At 68.9% G+C, this 16,253-nt stretch carries 13 protein-coding genes; 7 read left to right on the top strand and 6 right to left on the bottom strand.

The genetic code is table 11. The annotated features are described in order from the left end of the window. Positions 1 to 27 precede the first annotated feature (27 nt). A complete protein-coding gene (locus tag AB3X52_RS08705) occupies positions 28 to 1,290 on the bottom strand; it encodes an MFS transporter (RefSeq protein WP_367993330.1) in 1,263 nt (420 codons plus the stop codon). Positions 1,291 to 1,539: 249 nt separating this feature from the next. On the opposite strand from AB3X52_RS08705, the gene AB3X52_RS08700 reads away from it, so the two are divergent. Further along, positions 1,540 to 2,436, top strand: coding sequence for a crotonase/enoyl-CoA hydratase family protein (locus AB3X52_RS08700; protein ID WP_367993328.1), 897 nt, complete (start codon positions 1,540 to 1,542; stop codon positions 2,434 to 2,436). A 10-nt stretch (positions 2,437 to 2,446) separates the two neighbouring features. Next, positions 2,447 to 4,069 (top strand): thiamine pyrophosphate-binding protein, encoded by a 1,623-nt coding sequence (locus tag AB3X52_RS08695; RefSeq protein ID WP_367993326.1) that lies wholly within the window; start codon positions 2,447 to 2,449, stop codon positions 4,067 to 4,069. A 140-nt stretch (positions 4,070 to 4,209) separates the two neighbouring features. Here AB3X52_RS08695 and AB3X52_RS08690 read toward each other — a convergent pair whose 3' ends face one another. Continuing rightward, positions 4,210 to 4,824 (bottom strand): MarC family protein, encoded by a 615-nt coding sequence (locus AB3X52_RS08690; RefSeq protein WP_367993324.1) that lies wholly within the window; start codon positions 4,822 to 4,824, stop codon positions 4,210 to 4,212. Between the two features lie 246 nt (positions 4,825 to 5,070). Continuing rightward, positions 5,071 to 6,240, bottom strand: a complete 1,170-nt coding sequence (locus AB3X52_RS08685) for an FAD-dependent monooxygenase (RefSeq protein WP_367993322.1) — start codon at positions 6,238 to 6,240, stop codon at positions 5,071 to 5,073. 194 nt (positions 6,241 to 6,434) lie between these two features. On the opposite strand from AB3X52_RS08685, the gene AB3X52_RS08680 reads away from it, so the two are divergent. The 5 genes from AB3X52_RS08680 to AB3X52_RS08660 all read left to right on the top strand — a co-directional run bounded on the left by AB3X52_RS08680 (position 6,435) and on the right by AB3X52_RS08660 (position 12,456). Next, positions 6,435 to 8,090, top strand: coding sequence for an MFS transporter (locus AB3X52_RS08680; RefSeq protein WP_367993320.1), 1,656 nt, complete (start codon positions 6,435 to 6,437; stop codon positions 8,088 to 8,090). A gap of 46 nt (positions 8,091 to 8,136) precedes the next feature. After that, positions 8,137 to 8,886, top strand: a complete 750-nt coding sequence (locus AB3X52_RS08675) for an IclR family transcriptional regulator (protein WP_367993318.1) — start codon at positions 8,137 to 8,139, stop codon at positions 8,884 to 8,886. A 128-nt stretch (positions 8,887 to 9,014) separates the two neighbouring features. After that, positions 9,015 to 9,932, top strand: a complete 918-nt coding sequence (locus AB3X52_RS08670; RefSeq protein ID WP_367993316.1) for a VOC family protein — start codon at positions 9,015 to 9,017, stop codon at positions 9,930 to 9,932. Between the two features lie 60 nt (positions 9,933 to 9,992). Next, positions 9,993 to 10,841 (top strand): alpha/beta fold hydrolase, encoded by an 849-nt coding sequence (locus AB3X52_RS08665; protein ID WP_367993314.1) that lies wholly within the window; start codon positions 9,993 to 9,995, stop codon positions 10,839 to 10,841. A 40-nt stretch (positions 10,842 to 10,881) separates the two neighbouring features. Next, the gene (locus AB3X52_RS08660) at positions 10,882 to 12,456 is read left to right on the top strand and encodes an FAD-dependent monooxygenase (RefSeq protein ID WP_367993312.1); all 1,575 of its coding nucleotides are present in this window, start codon (positions 10,882 to 10,884) and stop codon (positions 12,454 to 12,456) included. A 242-nt stretch (positions 12,457 to 12,698) separates the two neighbouring features. On the opposite strand, the gene AB3X52_RS08655 is transcribed toward AB3X52_RS08660, so the two are convergent. The 3 genes from AB3X52_RS08655 to AB3X52_RS08645 all read right to left on the bottom strand — a co-directional run bounded on the left by AB3X52_RS08655 (position 12,699) and on the right by AB3X52_RS08645 (position 16,237). After that, positions 12,699 to 13,460 carry an SDR family NAD(P)-dependent oxidoreductase gene (locus AB3X52_RS08655; protein WP_367993310.1) on the bottom strand — a complete coding sequence of 254 codons (762 nt, stop codon included), beginning with the start codon at positions 13,458 to 13,460 and terminating at the stop codon, positions 12,699 to 12,701. Between the two features lie 149 nt (positions 13,461 to 13,609). Next, complete coding sequence (locus tag AB3X52_RS08650) at positions 13,610 to 15,076, bottom strand: benzaldehyde dehydrogenase (RefSeq protein WP_367993308.1); 1,467 nt, start codon at positions 15,074 to 15,076, stop codon at positions 13,610 to 13,612. 24 nt (positions 15,077 to 15,100) lie between these two features. Then, positions 15,101 to 16,237, bottom strand: coding sequence for an NAD(P)-dependent alcohol dehydrogenase (locus AB3X52_RS08645; protein ID WP_367993306.1), 1,137 nt, complete (start codon positions 16,235 to 16,237; stop codon positions 15,101 to 15,103). Positions 16,238 to 16,253: the final 16 nt, after the last annotated feature.

The following is a 16,253-nucleotide window of genomic DNA, read 5'->3' as shown; positions in this document are numbered from 1 at the left end:
TCCTTTCGCGAGCTGGTGGTCAGCGGCTCAGAGCGTCTGGGTGGCCCCGGCCGGACGACCGGTCTGCCGGCGCAGCGGAGATGGAGCGGCAGTGCTCGTCCGTGTGTCCGGGAGCGTCAGGAACGCGACCGCGCACCCCAGGACGAGGGCCATGACCAGGAACAGAGTGGGGCGATAACCGGCACCAGCCACCATGTGGCCGAACCAGACCGGTGCAACGCATCCGCCGAGGACGAACGCTGTGTAGGCGACGGCGTAGGCGCGTCCGAAGGCATGGAGCCCGAAGTAGCGCGACACGAAGTAGGCGATGACGTCCATCTCCGCTCCGAGCATGATGCCGAGGGCGATCGGGGGAGCGAAGGCGAAGGAGCGTCCACCCAGCGCGAGCGCGCCAACGCCCGCCGCACACACCACCGACATCGCGGCGGCCACCCGCGGGGCGCTGGTGCGGTCGAAGAGGCCGCCGATTGCGAAGCGGGTGATGATCACCGCGAACCCGCTCAGCGAGGCAGCGGACGCCGCATCCGCCGTTGTGAGGCCGTAGGAGTGCAGCATCGGCACCATGTACGGGAGCAGCCCGCCGAAGGCGACGTTGAGGGCAGTGAAGGTCGCCATCGTGCGCCAGTAGAGCGGGTTGCGAAGGATGACGGAGATGTCGGGACCGTCGGCGATCGTGGAGCGGGAGTTGGCCTGAGCCGGCGCGGAGGGCGAGCGCAGGGCGATCAGGCTCGGCAGGAGACCGATAATCGCGGTGGCAGCAAGGGCCCAGTACGCGGTCCGCCAGCCGTGCGCGGTGATCACATGGGTGATGACCCGCGGCACGATGACGCCGGCCGAGCCCATGCCGAGCATGCCGATCCCGAGCGCCAGGCCGCGGGAGCGGTCGAACCACACTCCCAACGCCCGCGAGAACGGGACGGCACCCGCGGACGCGCTCAAGAGGCCGACCAGGAAGATCATGACCATGTAAAAGGCCAGGGAGTGCACGAGGCTGGCGATGATGGCGAACCCGATGGCCTCGCACACCGCCCCGAAGATGACTGGCGGAAGGAGGCCGAAGCGGTCCACCGCAATGCCGGCCAGCGGCGAGCCCACCGCCATGCCGAGGGTGAGAAGCGTGAACGCGAGTCCGAAGTGGCCCACCGAGAGGTCGAACTCGTTATGCAGACTCGCCGAGAACAGGCCGGTGGAGTAGATGCCGAGCGCGGCCACGCTGGTCCCTAGTCCGATGATCGTCGCGATCAGGATCGGCCAGCCGCGGCGGAACTCTTCCTTCGATACAGATGTCACTTCGGTTCCTTCCTCGGGGCGGCGGGCAACGCCCGCCGGGCGGAGTTGGGTCGAGCGACACAGGCCGCGGACCCACCCCGAGAATGTGAAAACTGTCACCCTCTGTGAACCCCTGAAATCCCGAGCCTGACTATCGATGGCATCGATACTCCTACCCACATTCGCCATGCAGTGAGTGCGCGGCGAGCCGTGTGGCGGCGGACAGAATCCGCTCTGAGCAGGGATGACGCCGGTTTCGCTCCTGCCCGCTTGTCGACCAAGATCGCCTCCGTCAAGCAGTTGGAGATGGCCAATAGCCGGATCAAACGAGATCCGGAGCCGTTGCTGCGGTCCGCCGGCGTTCCTACATTGACCGCCATGCCCACCTCCCTGCTCATCTCCCGAGCCGGCTATATCGAGACCTGGACCCTCAACCGTCCTGAACAGCGCAACCCGATTACCGACGACGAGATGGTCGACGCCCTCGTTCATGCCGCGCAGCGGGTCGCCGCTGACGAGAGCGTGCGGGCGATCGTGCTGACCGGGTCGGGATTCGCCTTCTCCTCAGGGGGCAACCTGAAGGCGATGGCCGCTCGCCAAGGAATGTTCGGCGCTGGTCCCAGCCGTCTTGCCGACGGGTATCGCCACGGAGTACAGCGAATCCCCCGGGCGCTCCGTGCCTGCGACGTACCACTGATCGCTGCGGTGAACGGTCCCGCCGTCGGCGCTGGATGCGACCTGGCTTTGATGTGCGATTTGCGCATCGCCTCCACAACAGCGTTCTTCGCCGAGTCATTCGTGAAGGTCGGAATCATCCCCGGAGACGGGGGCCTGTACTTCCTGCCGCGGGTCGTCGGCCACGCCCGAGCTGCCGAGATGGCGCTGACCGGCGAGAGCGTCGACGCTCAGACCGCTCTCGAGTGGGGCCTAGTCTCGCAGGTTGTTCTCCCAGCCGACTCGCTGCCTGCCGCCAATGCGCTGGCGGCGCGCGTGGCAGCGAACCCACCGCTTGCGGTGCGGCGCACGAAGCAGATGCTGCGTGAGATCACGGGCCACAGCCTCGACTCCGTTCTGCAGGAGTCAGCCCATGTTCAAGCCGGTCTGCACCAGACACAGGAACACCGCGAGGCGGTCAGCTCCTTCCTCTCCCGTTCCACACGCAGCTGAGGAGTATGCGATGAAGTTCTACGAAGCGCTCGCCGCCACGCTCAAGGACGCGGGCGTCGACACCATGTTCGGGGTCATCGGCGACGCCAACCTATTCATGGTCGACGACTACATGCGTCGCGGCGGCGCCTACGTCAGCGCGGCCAACGAGAGCGGCGCGGTCGCAATGGCAACCGGCTTCGCCCGGATCACGGGCGACCTGGGCGTCGCCACTGTCACTCATGGCGCAATCAGCAATACGATCACCGCGCTGATCGACGCGACTCGCGGACACGACCCGCTCCTGGTCATCACGGGTGACACGGCGGTCGAGGACAAGCAGCACATGCAGAATCTCCCACAGCGCGATCTCGTCATGCCGACTGGTGCAGGCTTTGAGCAGCTGCGCTCTCCGCGTACCCTGGTTGCGGATGTGCATCAGGCGCTGCACCGTGCGCGTACGGAACGGCGTCCGATCGTGCTCAACATTCCGGTCGACTTCACCTGGATTGGGGTCGACTACCAGCCTCGGGTTCCTGCTGTCCTCGACCTGGCCGGTATCCGGCCGAGTGATGACGCGCTCGATCGGGCGGTCGGGCTTATCGCCTCGGCCCAACGCCCGGTCGTGCTCGCGGGCCGTGGTGCACGGGCGATCGAGGCGAAGAGCGCCCTGCTCCGCCTCGCCGAGCGGATTGGTGCGCCGGTAGCCACCACCTTGAAGGGGAATGGCCTTTTTCGCGGCGAGTTCTGCGACTTGGGATTCTTCGGGAATCTCTCATCGTCAGCGGCCACAGAGGTCATCGCCGCTGCGGATTGCATCATCGCTTTCGGTGCGGGCCTCAATCAGATGACGACGATGCGCGGCGAGCTCCTTGCGGGGAAGCGTGTCGTGCATGTCGATACCGATCCTGGAGCGCTGGAGTTGCTCACCCCGGTGGACGTGGCAGTGGTCGGCGATGCCGGAGCCACCGCAGATGTCATTGTGGCCTGGCTCGATGCGGCAGAGGTTCCCCCCACCGGGTTCCGCAGCGATGCCATGGAGCAGCGCCTCGCAGCTGACCGGGGCAACCTCGACGACGACCGCATTGATGGGACCCAGGTGCCGGGCACCGTTGACAACGTGGAGTTCCTGCGAGCTCTAGAGGTCGCAGTCCCGGCGAAGCGAACTCTCATCCTGGACGGCGGACGATTCTGGTTTGATTCCATCCGCGTGCTCACTGCGCCGGCCCCCGGGGATTACATCCATCCACTGAACATCGGATCGATCGGCTTGGCCATGTCCAATGCCATCGGCGCCGCCCAGGCGAAGCCGGACCGGCCTGCTCTCGTCATCATTGGCGACGGCTCCTTCATGCTCGGCGGACTCCAGGAGTTCAACACCGCCGTACGGCACGGAAGCGACGTCATTGTCGTGATCATGAACGACGGGGCGTACGGAGCGGAGCATCTCCAATTCCGACGTCGAGAGATGGACCCGGCGATCTCGTTCTTCTCGTGGCCCGAGTTCGCAGCCGTGGCTGAGGCCTTGGGTGGACAGGGCTACACGGTTCGAGCAAGCGCAGACCTGGATCTGCTTCCCAAAGTGATCGCCAACAGGACTGCGCCCTTGCTCATCGACGTCAAGCTGGATCCCGAACTCATACCGCATCCCTGATACCGGCCTCCGTCGTGAAACCTGAGCTCAACGGCGTAGCGCCCGAAGCGGAGACGTCGGCCGCCCGGGCCAGCCGGGCGTGTGTGCGGCGCACGGCAACTGCTGTTCGCTCCTCTTTGCAGACCTCGCCGCGGGGCCTACTAAGCGCTCACGGCAAGGACGCCGTGGATGATCAGCTCGACCCCGATCGCGAGGATGAGGAAGCCCATCACGCGAGTCAGCGCGCCGACGCCGCTGGGGCCTAGGCGGTCGATGACCGGCGTACCGAAGCGGAGCGCGAGCGCGGTCAGGACGCCGATGGCGGCGGCCGCGCAGGCGACGCCGAGGCGGTCCTCCACGCCGGAGCTGCGGGCGACGAGGGCGATCACCACGCCGATGGCGCCTGGTCCGGCCACCAGGGGCAGCGCCATGGGGGAGAACGAGACGTCGTCCTTGCTGGACGAATGGGACGCCTCGTCGGCGGTGAGTGGCGCCCGTGGGACGATCATGCCGAACCCCGAGTGGGCGACGACCAGGCCGCCGGCGATCTGCAGCGCCGGGATCGTGATCCCGAACGCATGGAGGATCAGGGTGCCCAGCAGGGCGAAGGCCACCAGGATGGCGCAGACGTAGACGCCGGTCATGGTCGCCTGCCGCCGGATCTGCGGAGGTGCTTGACCGGCGGTCAGCCCCGCGAACGCCGCCACCGCGCCCAGGGGGTTGGTGATCGGAATCAGTGCCACGAACGCAGACGTGGCGACCTCGACAGTGCTCACGCTCACCTTCTCGTCTCGAGTGTCCGACGCCGGTCGCCGGTCGATCGGACCATCACGCTGGCCCACCGCACCTCCCGATGGCAAGGCGAACCCACCTCCGTGGCCCGCACGAGGCCGGACCGGAAGGCTCCTCGGCTCGTGGCCTCCAGGAGACGCGCGCGGGTTCTCCTCGCGCGAGCGTGACCGGATCCGCCATGTGCTGTCGCCTTCGTCGATCGGACGCCGTAGCGTCGAAGGCGATCGGGCTTAGGCCTTGTATCCGTAGATCCAGCTGTTGGCGGCCAGCGGGTCCGCGGCAGCGTACGCCGCGTCGCGCGCCTCCTGCTCGGCGCCGTCAGGCAGGTGGTTGAGGTGGGCGCGCGCGTGACTGTCTCGCTGGATCCGAGTCGTGCGTGGCCGCCGAAGCTCCTCATAGCGGGTCAGCGCCGAGCGGGGGGAGCACGGATCGTCACCGAGGCACTGCGCCAAGACGGCGGCGTCCTCGATCGCCTGGGCGGCGCCTTGGGCATAGAAGGGGAACATCGGGTGGGCGGCATCGCCGAGCAAGGTCGCCGTCCCCACGGTCCATCGGTCGAGCGGCGCGCGGTCGAGCAGCGCCCAGCGTCCGGGGGTGTCGACGGCTTCGATGAGGTCGATCAGGCGTGGGTCCCATCCCTCGAACTCGGTGAGCAGCTCCTCGGTGGTGGCGGTCGCCGACCAGGACTCTCTCGTGTAGTCACCCGCGGGCGCGAAGGCGACCACGTTGACGTACTTGCCTGCTGAGACGGGGTAATGGACGAGGTGGTGGCCCGGGCCGATCCACAGGGTCTGAGTACGCCGGTTGGCCAGTGTCGGCGCATCGGCGGCGGGCACGAGTGCGCGGAAGGCACAGATCCCGGAGCTGGTCGGCGACGTGTCGCCGACCATGGCGCGCCGGGTCAGTGAGTGGACGCCGTCAGCGCCGATCAGGACGTCGGTCTCGATCGTCCGGCCGCTCTCGAGCCGGAGCCGGGGATGGAGCCCGTCGAGGTCCACCCCGACGCAACGCTCGCCCAGCCGTAGCGCGTCGGTCGGTACGGCGCTCCTGATCGCCGCCAGCAGGTCGGCCCGGTGCGCGGTGTAGGTGTGCTCGCCGAAGAGCCGCACGCTGGCCGTCGCCAGGTCCTCCGCGGAGAGGACCCGGCCGTCCTGCCAGCGGCGGAACTCCCAGCCCACCTTCAGGGGCACGGCTTGGGGGGCGAACCGGCCCAGCACGCCGAGCCGGCGAAGCAGCCGGGCAGCGTTGGGCGCGACCACGAGACCCGCGCCGACCTCGGTCAACGCCGGCGCCTGCTCGTACACCGTGCAGGTCAGCCCTTCCTGGCGAAGGAAGGCAGCGGCCGCCAAGCCGCCGATCCCGCCGCCGAGGATCGTGATCTGCGGGTGCTTGTCGCTCATCTCTCGCACGCTCCATCTGTCCAGACCGGAATCAATCGGCCGCCATCATGCGGCGGCGTCGCGGCGAGCGGACCGGGCAAGTGCATTGAATGAACACCTCGACGACGCGGCCATTCAATGAACATGTGACTTGTGCCACTGATATGGCGCTCGAAAACTGCGCGTGCCCCAGTTCTTCACGAGAGCAGAGAGATATGTCGACCATCGCTGACACGGAGCCCACCGGGTTCATCGCGCAGGTTCCCCGCGGTGCCTTCCTTGGCACGCTCGTCGGAGCCTGCAGCACCGTGCTCGTCGCCCAGGCGAACAGCTCGATCCCTGCGACGCTCAACGGCATGTTCCAGACCGACCTCCGTGCCACGGGGGACGACATCACCTGGATCACGTCCTCCTTCATGATCGCCGTGGTGGTCTTCGAGTTCACCTTCGGAGTCCTTGGCGACCTGTTCGGCCGCAAGCGGCTGGTGCTCGCCGGCACGGCGCTGCTGCTCATCGGCAACATCGTCAGTGCCACCGCGGGCAGCCCCCACGCGCTGTGGGTGGGGGCGGCGCTCAACGGCATCGGCGCGGGCGCGATGCTCCCAGGCACGCTCTCCCTGGCCGCGGCGGTCGCCCGCAGTCCCCGCAGTCGGGCGAAAGCGGTCGCGATCTGGGCCGGCTTTCTCTCCGCCGGCGGCGGGATCGCCCCACTGCTTGGCGGCGCCTTCGCCCACTACGGCAGCTGGCGCGGGGCGTACTGGGTGCTCGCCGGGCTGTCGCTCCTCGCGATCGTGCTCACCGCGGCGTTCTCGGCGGAGTCCTCTGCGCCCGAGGGACGCAAGCTCGACATCCCGGGCCAAGCCCTCTTCGCGATCGGTCTGATCCTCGTGCTCTTCGCTGCCGTCCAGGGACCCACGGACGGATGGAGCGCGCCCCGGATCGTGGTCTGCTTCGTCGTCGGTGCTGTTCTCCTCGCGGTCTTCCTTGCGGTCGAGGCGCGTTCGGACTCGCCCATCCTCAACCTCGACCTGTTCAAGAACCGTGCCTTCCTGGTGACCTCCGTGGTCGCGGTCGTGGGCATGTTCTCCTTCCTGGGGGTCGGCTACGCCCTCAGCATCTGGATGGGCCCGATGCAGCACCAGGACCCGCTCCGGATCGCGGTCGTCTTCGTCGCGCTCCAGGCGCCGACGTTCGTCCTGATCCCGGTGATGTCGCGACTGCTCCACCGCGTGAGCCCGATCTGGATGCTGGCGGCGGGCTTCGCGCTGATGGCCGCCGGCGACTACTGCTACGTCGCGCTCGACGCGGACAACACCAGTCTCGCCCCCTTCATCACGCCGACCGTCGTCGTCGGGCTGGGCTTCTCGCTGGCCCTGAACTCGATGACCGCGGTGGCCATCAACTCGGTGCCGCTGCACCTTGCGGGCATGGCGAGCGCCACGATCAACATGATCCGCGACCTCGGGTTCGCTCTCGGACCCGTGCTCATCGGCGCGGTGGCGCTGAGCCGGGCGGGCAAGGAGTTCATGACCTCGTTGGCCGGCGCCGGTCTGCCGGCACCGGACGTGGCTGCCGCGACCCAGATCGGCCAGGTCGGTGGCCCCCTGGCCGTCAACGGCCTCCCGCCGGGTACGCCGGGCTCGGCAGCCCACGGTCTCGCGCTCCACGCTCTCAGCGGCGCCTACACCACCGCGTTCGTCGTGGTGGGAACCGCTGCAGGAGTGGCCGCGATCCTCACGGTGGTGGGCACGATCGGGCGGAAGAGCGCCGTGTCGGCCGAGCCGGTCTCGCAGGCGCTGGTCGACCCACTGCACCCCGCTCTCGACGAGATCCCGGCCGTCGACCTGGTCGCCGACGCCGAACCGCAGTAGAGCAGAATCACGGCCCATGCCGCGCACCAGCGAACCCGGGAGGAGCGTGAGCTCACGTCTGCTCGACGTGCTGTTCGCGTTCCGTCCCGGGCGCAGCGTCCTCAGCATCTCCGACCTGATCGGCGAGACGGGAATGCCACGGGCGACGGTGCGGCGCTACGCGCTGGAGCTCGCGGAGGCCGGCGCGCTCGACCGCACCGCCGACGGCCGCTTCACCATCAGCCTCAAGATGTGGCGACTGGGCACGCTGGCGCCGTTCACCGAGCCGTTGCGCACCTTGGCCCAGCCCTTCATCGAGGACCTCTACACGGCCCTGCGCCAGCACGTGCAGCTCGCCGTGCTCGAGGGCGACGAAGCCGTGATCATCGAACGGTTCTCCGCTCCGAAGGCCGTCGGGCTCATCTCGCAGGTGGGCGGACGCCTGCCGCTGCACTGCTCGGCGGTGGGGAAGGTGCTGCTGGGTCATGCCGGCACGGAGCTGATCGACGCCGTCCTCGGCCGCGATCTCAGGGCGTTCACGCCGCAGACCATCACCGATCCCGATCGCCTCCGAGCCGAGCTCGCCGATGTCCGCTCCAGCGGCACCGCCGTCGTACGCGGCGAGCTGACCACCGGCGCGAACTCCTACGCGACGCGCATCTTCAACGCCGAGGGGGCCGTGGTCGCGGCCCTCTCGGTGGTGGTGCGCTCGGGGTCGGTCAAGGAGCACGCCGTGTTGCCCGCCGTGGTGACCAGCGGGCTGAACATCTCGCGCATGCTCGGGTGGCGGCCGGCGCAGCGACGTACCGCGTTCTGATCGCCCCTGGCGCCGGCTCATTGAATGAACAGCGGCCTTGTGAGGTGAGTCTCACCGCCCAAGACTCCTCGCACGGCGGAGCTCCCCGGCTCCGCGGCGAGACCAAGGCATCGGAAGGAGACTCTGCGATGAGCGGAGTGAAGGAACTCTCATACGTCGTGTACGAGGTCAGTGACCTGGCCGAGTGGGAGCACTTCGGCGTCCACCTGCTCGGGATGGAGTACGGCGAGAAGACCGCGAACGGCTTCACGCTGCGTACCGACGACAAGATCCACCGTTGGGTCCTCGAGGAGGGGCCCGCGGACGACCTGGTCGCCAGCGGCTACGAGGTGGCCAGCGACGCCGAGCTGGACGAGCTGGTGGCGCGGCTGCGAGACGCCGGACTCGACGTGACCGAGGGCGACAGCGCACTCACCAGCGAGCGTCAGGTCCAACGCCTGTTCGCCACCACCGACCCGATCGGCAACCGTATCGAGCTGGTCACCGGGCTCGCCGACGCGGAGGCGCCGTTCGAGTCGAAGTACCTGCTCGGGACCTTCGTCACCGGAGCCGGCGGCGCGGGCCATCAGGTGCTGATGTCCAAGGGCGTCTCGCGCGAGGAGTATCTCGCCTTCTACGTCGACCTTCTCGGATTCAAGATCAGTGACGTCATCATCGAGGAGGTCAAGCCCGGCGTCTTCGCCGACCTGATCTTCCTGCACTGCAACCCGCGCCACCACACCGTCGCACTGGGCGACATGCCGCACACCAAGCGCACGCATCACTTCATGATCGAGGTGAGCGACATCCGGGACGTGGGCATGGCCTGGGATCGCTGCCTCGCGGCGCACCAGCCGTTCGAGATGACTCTCGGGATGCACCCCAACGACATGATGTTCAGCTTCTACGTCAAGACCCCGTCCGGCTTCGCCGTGGAGTACGGCTGGGGCGGCCTGCTCATCGACGACGCGACCTGGGAGGTCAAGACCCTCGACCGTCTCAACAGCTGGGGCCACCGGCCGGCCAGCGAGGTCGCCAGCCAGTTGCACGACGACTACATCCGCTGAGCCCCACCGCTCGCCACACACTCCCGTACCGCCCCTATGAACCGAGAGGGAACCCCCGCCATGGCCATCACCGCTGAATCCACCGGCAAGGACCTGCACACCCAGGACTGGCACATCCACTACAACGAGGCGGGCTCCCCGGACGCACCGCCGATCGTGCTCCTGCACGGCGGCGGCCCGGGCGCCACCGGGTGGAGCAACTACTCGCCCAACATCGAGGCGCTCTCGCAGAACTTCCGCGTCATTGCGCCGGACATGCCCGGCTGGGGGGCCTCCGACCCGGTCGACTTCGCCACCCTCGACCACGTCGACGTCGCCGTACAGCTGCTCGACGCCCTCGGCATCGAGAAGGCGGCCTTCGTCGGGAACTCGATGGGCGGCCACACCTCGATCCGGCTCGCCTCGGAGCGGCCCGAGCGCGTCTCCCACCTGATCACGATGGGCCCGCCGCTGCAGATGGGCCCCTTCCTCTTCGGTGCGGGTGGGGGCCTCAGCGAGGGGCTCAAGATCATGTACGACGCCTACCGGGACGCCAGCCCGGAAGGCATGCGTCGCCTGGTCGAGATCATGGTCTACGACAAGGCGCGCTTCGCCAGCGCCGAGCTCACCGAGGAGCGCTCCACGGCGGCGCTCAAGGGTCAGGAGCATCTCGACAACGTCGTCGCCGCGGGCCCGAAGGCGCCGATCCCGATCTGGGCCGACAAGACGAAGCTGGCGGGTGTGACGGCGCCGGCCCTGCTCATCCACGGTCGCGATGATCGTGTCGTCTCCTTCGAGTCCACGCTGTTCCTCGCCGCCGCCATCCCGAACTCGCGCGCCGTGCTGATCAACCGGTGTGGGCACTGGGCTCAGCTCGAGCACGCCGATGAGTTCAACCGGCTGGTCACCGACTTCGTGCTGCACAACTGACGCTGCGCGGCTTCCATCGAGACGAGAGGGAGTTCTCCACATGAGCGACGGCTACGACGCGGATGTTGCGGTCATCGGCTATGGGCCGACCGGCCTGGCGGCGAGCCTGACGCTCGCCCGGTACGGCGTCTCCGTGATCGCGCTGGAGCGCGAGGAGTCGATCTATCCCCGCGCCCGCGCGGTGACGGTCAACGACTGGACCATGCGGATCATGCAGAACCTGGGGGTCGGTGACCGGATGCGGAGTGCGATCGACCCGCAGCTCGCCCTGCGGTGGCTGACCTACGACCGGAAGGAGGTCATGCGCGTATGGCACGACCCGTCGAACCTCGGGGCGGACGCGCGCTTCTACAACCTCTACCAGCCGACCATGGAGGCCGAGCTCCGCACCGCTGCCCAGGAGCTGTACGGCGAGCACCTGACCGTCCTCTACGGCGCGGACGTCCTCAAGGTCGAGCAGGACGTGACCGGCGTGACCGTCACCTCGATCGGTTCCGACGGCTCCACCCGGGTCATCCGCGCGAAGTACGCCATCGCGGCCGATGGCGGGTCGAGCCCCACCCGGGAGATGCTCGGGATCCCGCTCGAGGGAGACACCGAGAACGAGCAGTGGATCATCATCGACTGTCACGCCAAGCGATGGTGGCCCGACCGTGACTTCCTCACGTTCTGGACCGACCGGGACCGCCCGGTCGTCGACGTCGCCGTCGGCACCGGCGCTCACCGCTGGGAGATCCCGCTGCGTCCGGGCGAGACCCCCGACGACTACGCCACCGAGGAGCAGGTCTGGCCGCTCATCCACTCCCTCGGCCACGACGAGAAGGACGTCACGCTGCACCAGTGGGCGTTCTACCGCCACCACGTCCGGATGGCGAAGACGTGGCGCCAGGGGCGGATCTTCCTCGCCGGCGACGCTGCGCACCTCATGCCGCCGTGGGCCGGTGCCGGCATGCAGTCCGGCATCCGTGACAGCTACGACCTCGGCTGGAAGCTCGCTCGTGTGCTCCACGGCCGGCTCGACGAGGCGGTGCTCGACACCTACGAGGCGGAACGCCGGCCGAACGTCGCCTTCTACACTCACGTCGCGGTCACCAACGGCCGGGTGATCAAGGGGCTCGCCACTCCCGAGGAGATCGCGGAGATGAGCGCCCCGGACCCGTCCTTCCAGGTCACCCCGTGGGGGCCGCCGCTCTCGCGCGACCCCGTCCTGGCCGATGGGTGGTTCCGCGGCCCGGTGGCGAGCGACGACTCCGCGATCGCTCGCATGATCCCGCAGCCCCGGGTGTGCGACCCGATGGGCCTGGAGCACCTCCTCGATGATCTCATCGGTGAGGGCTTCATTCTGCTCGGCGCGAACGTCGATCCGGCGACCGTGCTCACGCCGGAGGAGAAGGCCGGCTGGGACGCCCTCGGTGCTCGCTACGTGACGGTTCGCCCGAAGGACGCCTACTCCGAGGCCGAGACGGACGTGATCGACCTGGACCACGCGATGCTCGACTGGATGAGCCGCTACGGGACCACGGTCATCGCCCTGCGCCCCGACCGGTTCGTGGCCGCTGATGACGTCCATGGCCTCGCCGTCCCCGACCTCACGCGTCCGCCTGCGCGCTCCTGACGTTCGTCACGAACTCCCAGCCGGTGGCATACGACCACTCCTCGGAAGACGACGAATGCGGCGACCTCCTCGGGCTGCCCGGAGCGCGGCGCCGAGCGGGATCGGGATCATGTCGTCGTCGGGATCATGTCGTCGCGATGCCCTCGGTGATCGGTGTGCGGATCAGCCCCGGGTGCAGGGAGTTCACTCGGATGCCGTGGTGCGGCAGCACCACGGCATCCGACTTCATCAGCCCCGTCACTTCAGCTGAGCATGCCTCCGTCGATGCGATGCTGCGAGCCGGTGATGAAGGCGGACTGCGTCGACGCGAGGAAGAGCACGAGGTTGGCGATGTCGCCGGGCTCGGCGTAGCGGCCCAGCGGGATCGAGTGCGCGATGTCCTCCTGGGCCGCGCCGGAGCCCTCCTCGAGCGAGCGCATCATGCGCGTGTTGGCCGGCGAGGGGTGGATGGAGTTGACCCGGACCTGATAGGGCGCGGACTCGACCGCCGCGATGCGGGTCAGCCCGGTGATCGCGAACTTGGAGGTGACGTAGGGCGAGACCGGGAGCGGACCGGCGGACAGGCCGCCGATGGAGGAGGTGTTGATGACACTGCCGGACTTCTGGGCATACATCACGGGAAGGACGTAGTGGAGGCCGAGCCAGGTCCCGCGGATGTTGATCGAGACGAGGCGGTCGAAGTCGGCGACGGCCTGGTCGACGAGCGGGGCCACCCTGCCTTCGATCCCGGCGTTGTTGAAGAAGGCGTCGATCCGACCCCACGTCGAGACGGTGGTGTCGACGTAGCGCTTGACGTCCTCATCCTTGCTGACGTCGGCAGCGATCGAGATGAGTCGGTCGGGATCGGCCGCGAGGTCGGCCGCGGTGGCGTCGAGCGCGCCTTGGTCGAGGTCGACGATGGCGACCTTCGCCCCCTCGTTGAGGAAGGCCCTCGCGGTCGCCGCGCCGAGACCGCCTGCGCCGCCGGTGATGAGCGCGACCTTGTCCTGAAGGTCCGAATACATCGTTCACTCCTTCGTTCGTCTTCCCGGGGCCGGCCGCGGGAGGGCCGGCCCCGGGTCACGGTGCCTGGGACCCAGTTCAGAGGGTGGCTCAGCCTCTGGTCAACCAGGTGTCTGCGGCAGGGGCACCAACGGCCTGGCGGCGTCGCCGCTCAGAACGGGTAGCGCTCGATATCGCCCTGGAGGGTGACCCATTGGGTCTCGGTGAAGGTGTCGAGGTTGGCGTGCGGTCCGCCGAAGCGGCCGCCGACCCCGGACGCCTTGCTCCCGCCGAAGGGGATCACCGCCTCGTCGTCCACCGTCGCGTCGTTGACGTGGACGGCTCCCGACTCGATGCGGTCGCACAGCTCGAACGCGGCGTACGGGTTCGCGGTCAGGATCGAGACCGAGAGGCCGTACTCCGAGGCGTTGATGATGTCGATCGCCTCGTCGACGTCGTCATAGACCTGCACCGGCGCGACGGGGCCGAAGATCTCCTGGGTCCACGCCGGGTTGTCGGGCGTGACGCCGGTCAGGACGGTCGGCCGGTAGTAGAGGCCGTCGTAGGAGCCGCCGGCGGCCAGCGTCGCGCCGTGCTCCACCGCCTCGGTCACGATCGCGTGGACGTGGTCGCGCTGACGGTCGTCGATGAGGGGACCGAGGGCGTTCGCCGGGTCCGTCGGGTCGCCGACGGGCAGGTTCCTCGCCTTGTCGACCAGCGCGGCGACGTACTCCTCGGCGATGGAGCGGTGCACGAGGTGACGCCCCGTGGTCATGCAGATCTGGCCCTGGTGGAGGAAGGACCCCCAGGCGGCGACGGAGGCGGCGGCCTGGACGTCGGCGTCCGGCAGCACGAGCATCGCGTTGTTGCCGCCGAGCTCGAGGTGGACTCGCTTGAGCAAGGGGCCGGCCGCCTCACCGATCCGACGTCCGGCCGCGGTGGAGCCGGTGAAGGAGATGCAGGGTACGTCGGGGTGGGCGACCAGTGCGGCGCCGAGATCGCCGCCTCCGGGGAGGACGTGGAGGACGCCGTCGGGCAGGCCGGCCTCCTGGAGCAGCTCCGCCAGCAGCAGGCCGCCGGAGAGGGAGGTCCGCGGGTCGGGCTTGAGTACGACGGCGTTGCCGAGCGCGAGCGCGGGTGCGACCGAGCGCATCGCCAGGATGGCCGGGAAGTTGAACGGTGCGATCACGCCGACGACGCCGATCGGGACGCGGCGGGCGAGCGAGAGCCGCGGCTTGACCGAGCGGAGCACCTCGCCGGACGGGTGCGAGGCCAGCGCCGCGCACTCCTGCAGCTCGGAGACGACGAGGCCGACCTCGAAGCCTGCCTTGCCTTGGCCCGATCCCGACTCGGCGACGAGCATCGGCGCGAGGCGCTCAGGTTCGGCCTGGAGGAGCGCCGCCGCCTTGAGCATCACGGCGGCGCGTTCGGCGTACGGCGCGCGGCCCCACGCACGCTGGGCGGCGCGGGCCGAGGCGACCGCCCGGTCGAGGTCGGTCGGGGTCGCGGTGCCGACGCTGCCGAGAACGGTTCGGGTGCCGGGCGCGGTGACGGTGATCGGCTCGCCGGAGCCGGGCTGCCAGCCGTCGGAGTAGAGCTTGCCCTCCCAGACGGAGGTGGAGATGGTGTCGGTGGTCATGGGGACTCCTCGTGTCAGGGTCGGTCAGTGGCCGGCGGGCTCGGGCATGCGGACGACGGGCTTGATGACGTCGCCGCGGTGGCTGGCCTCGAGGGCGCCCTCGATGTCCTCGAAGTCGAAGGCCTCGATGAGCTCGTCGAAGGGGAAGCGGCCCTGGCGCCACAGGTCGAGGAGCGCCGGTATGAGTCGCTCGGAGCGTCCGCTGCCGCCGAGCGTGCCCACGATCCGCTTGCCGAAGAGGGTGCGGAAGTGGTCGGCGGTGAAGGTGGCCTCGGCCGGGGCACCGCCGATGAGGATCGCGGTGCCGAGCATGCCGACGGTGTCGATGGCCTGTTCGACGACCGGGATGACCCCGGTGCAGTCGAGTGCGAAGTCGGCGGTGCCGCCGAGGATCTCCTGCACGGCGGCGACGACGTCGGAGGTCGAGGAGGCGTTGACGACGTGGGTCGCGCCGTACTTCGCGGCCAGGTCGAGACGGGACTCGTGGACGTCGACGGCGACGATCGTGGTGGCCGGCGTGTTCGTCGCGGCCATGATCGCCGCGAGGCCGACCGCGCCGGCGCCGTACACCACGATGCTCGCGCCGACCTGGGGACGGGCGGTGTTGAGCACCGCGCCTGCGCCGGTGGCGATGCCGCAGGCGAGCGGACCGGCGATCTCGAGCGGCACGTCCTCGGGGATGACGACAGCCTGGCGCGCCAGGGCGAGGGAGTGGGTGGCGAAGGAGGACTGGCCGAAGAAGTGGCCGGAGACCGACGAGCCATCGAGGCGGCGGTAGCCGCTGGTGCCGGTCTTCTCGCCGGTGAACCGGACCCCGGCGACGAGCGCCGGGCCGATGCTGAGGCAGTAGCGCGGCTCGCCCTCGAGGCAGTTCTTGCACTCGCCGCAGTAGGGCCAGCCGAGGACGACGTGGTCGCCGACCTTGGGGGAGGTGACGCCGGGGCCCACAGCCTCCACGATGCCGGCGCCCTCGTGACCGAGCACCCCGGGCAGGGGGAGCGGCATGTCCCCGCTGCGGGTGTTGGCGTCGGTGTGGCACACGCCGGACGCGACGATGCGGACGAGGATCTCGCCGGCGCCGGGCTCGTCGAGCTCGAGGTCGGTGTAGGTGAACGGTGCGCCGACCTTCTCGACGACGCTGGCTCGGATCTGGATGCTCATCGGTTCTCCTGTGGAT

This window comes from Nocardioides eburneus, assembly GCF_040838215.1.
Lineage (GTDB): Bacteria > Actinomycetota > Actinomycetes > Propionibacteriales > Nocardioidaceae > Nocardioides > Nocardioides eburneus.
The sequence above is the reverse complement of the archived record's forward strand: the minus strand, read 5'-3'. Positions and strand labels throughout refer to the sequence as shown.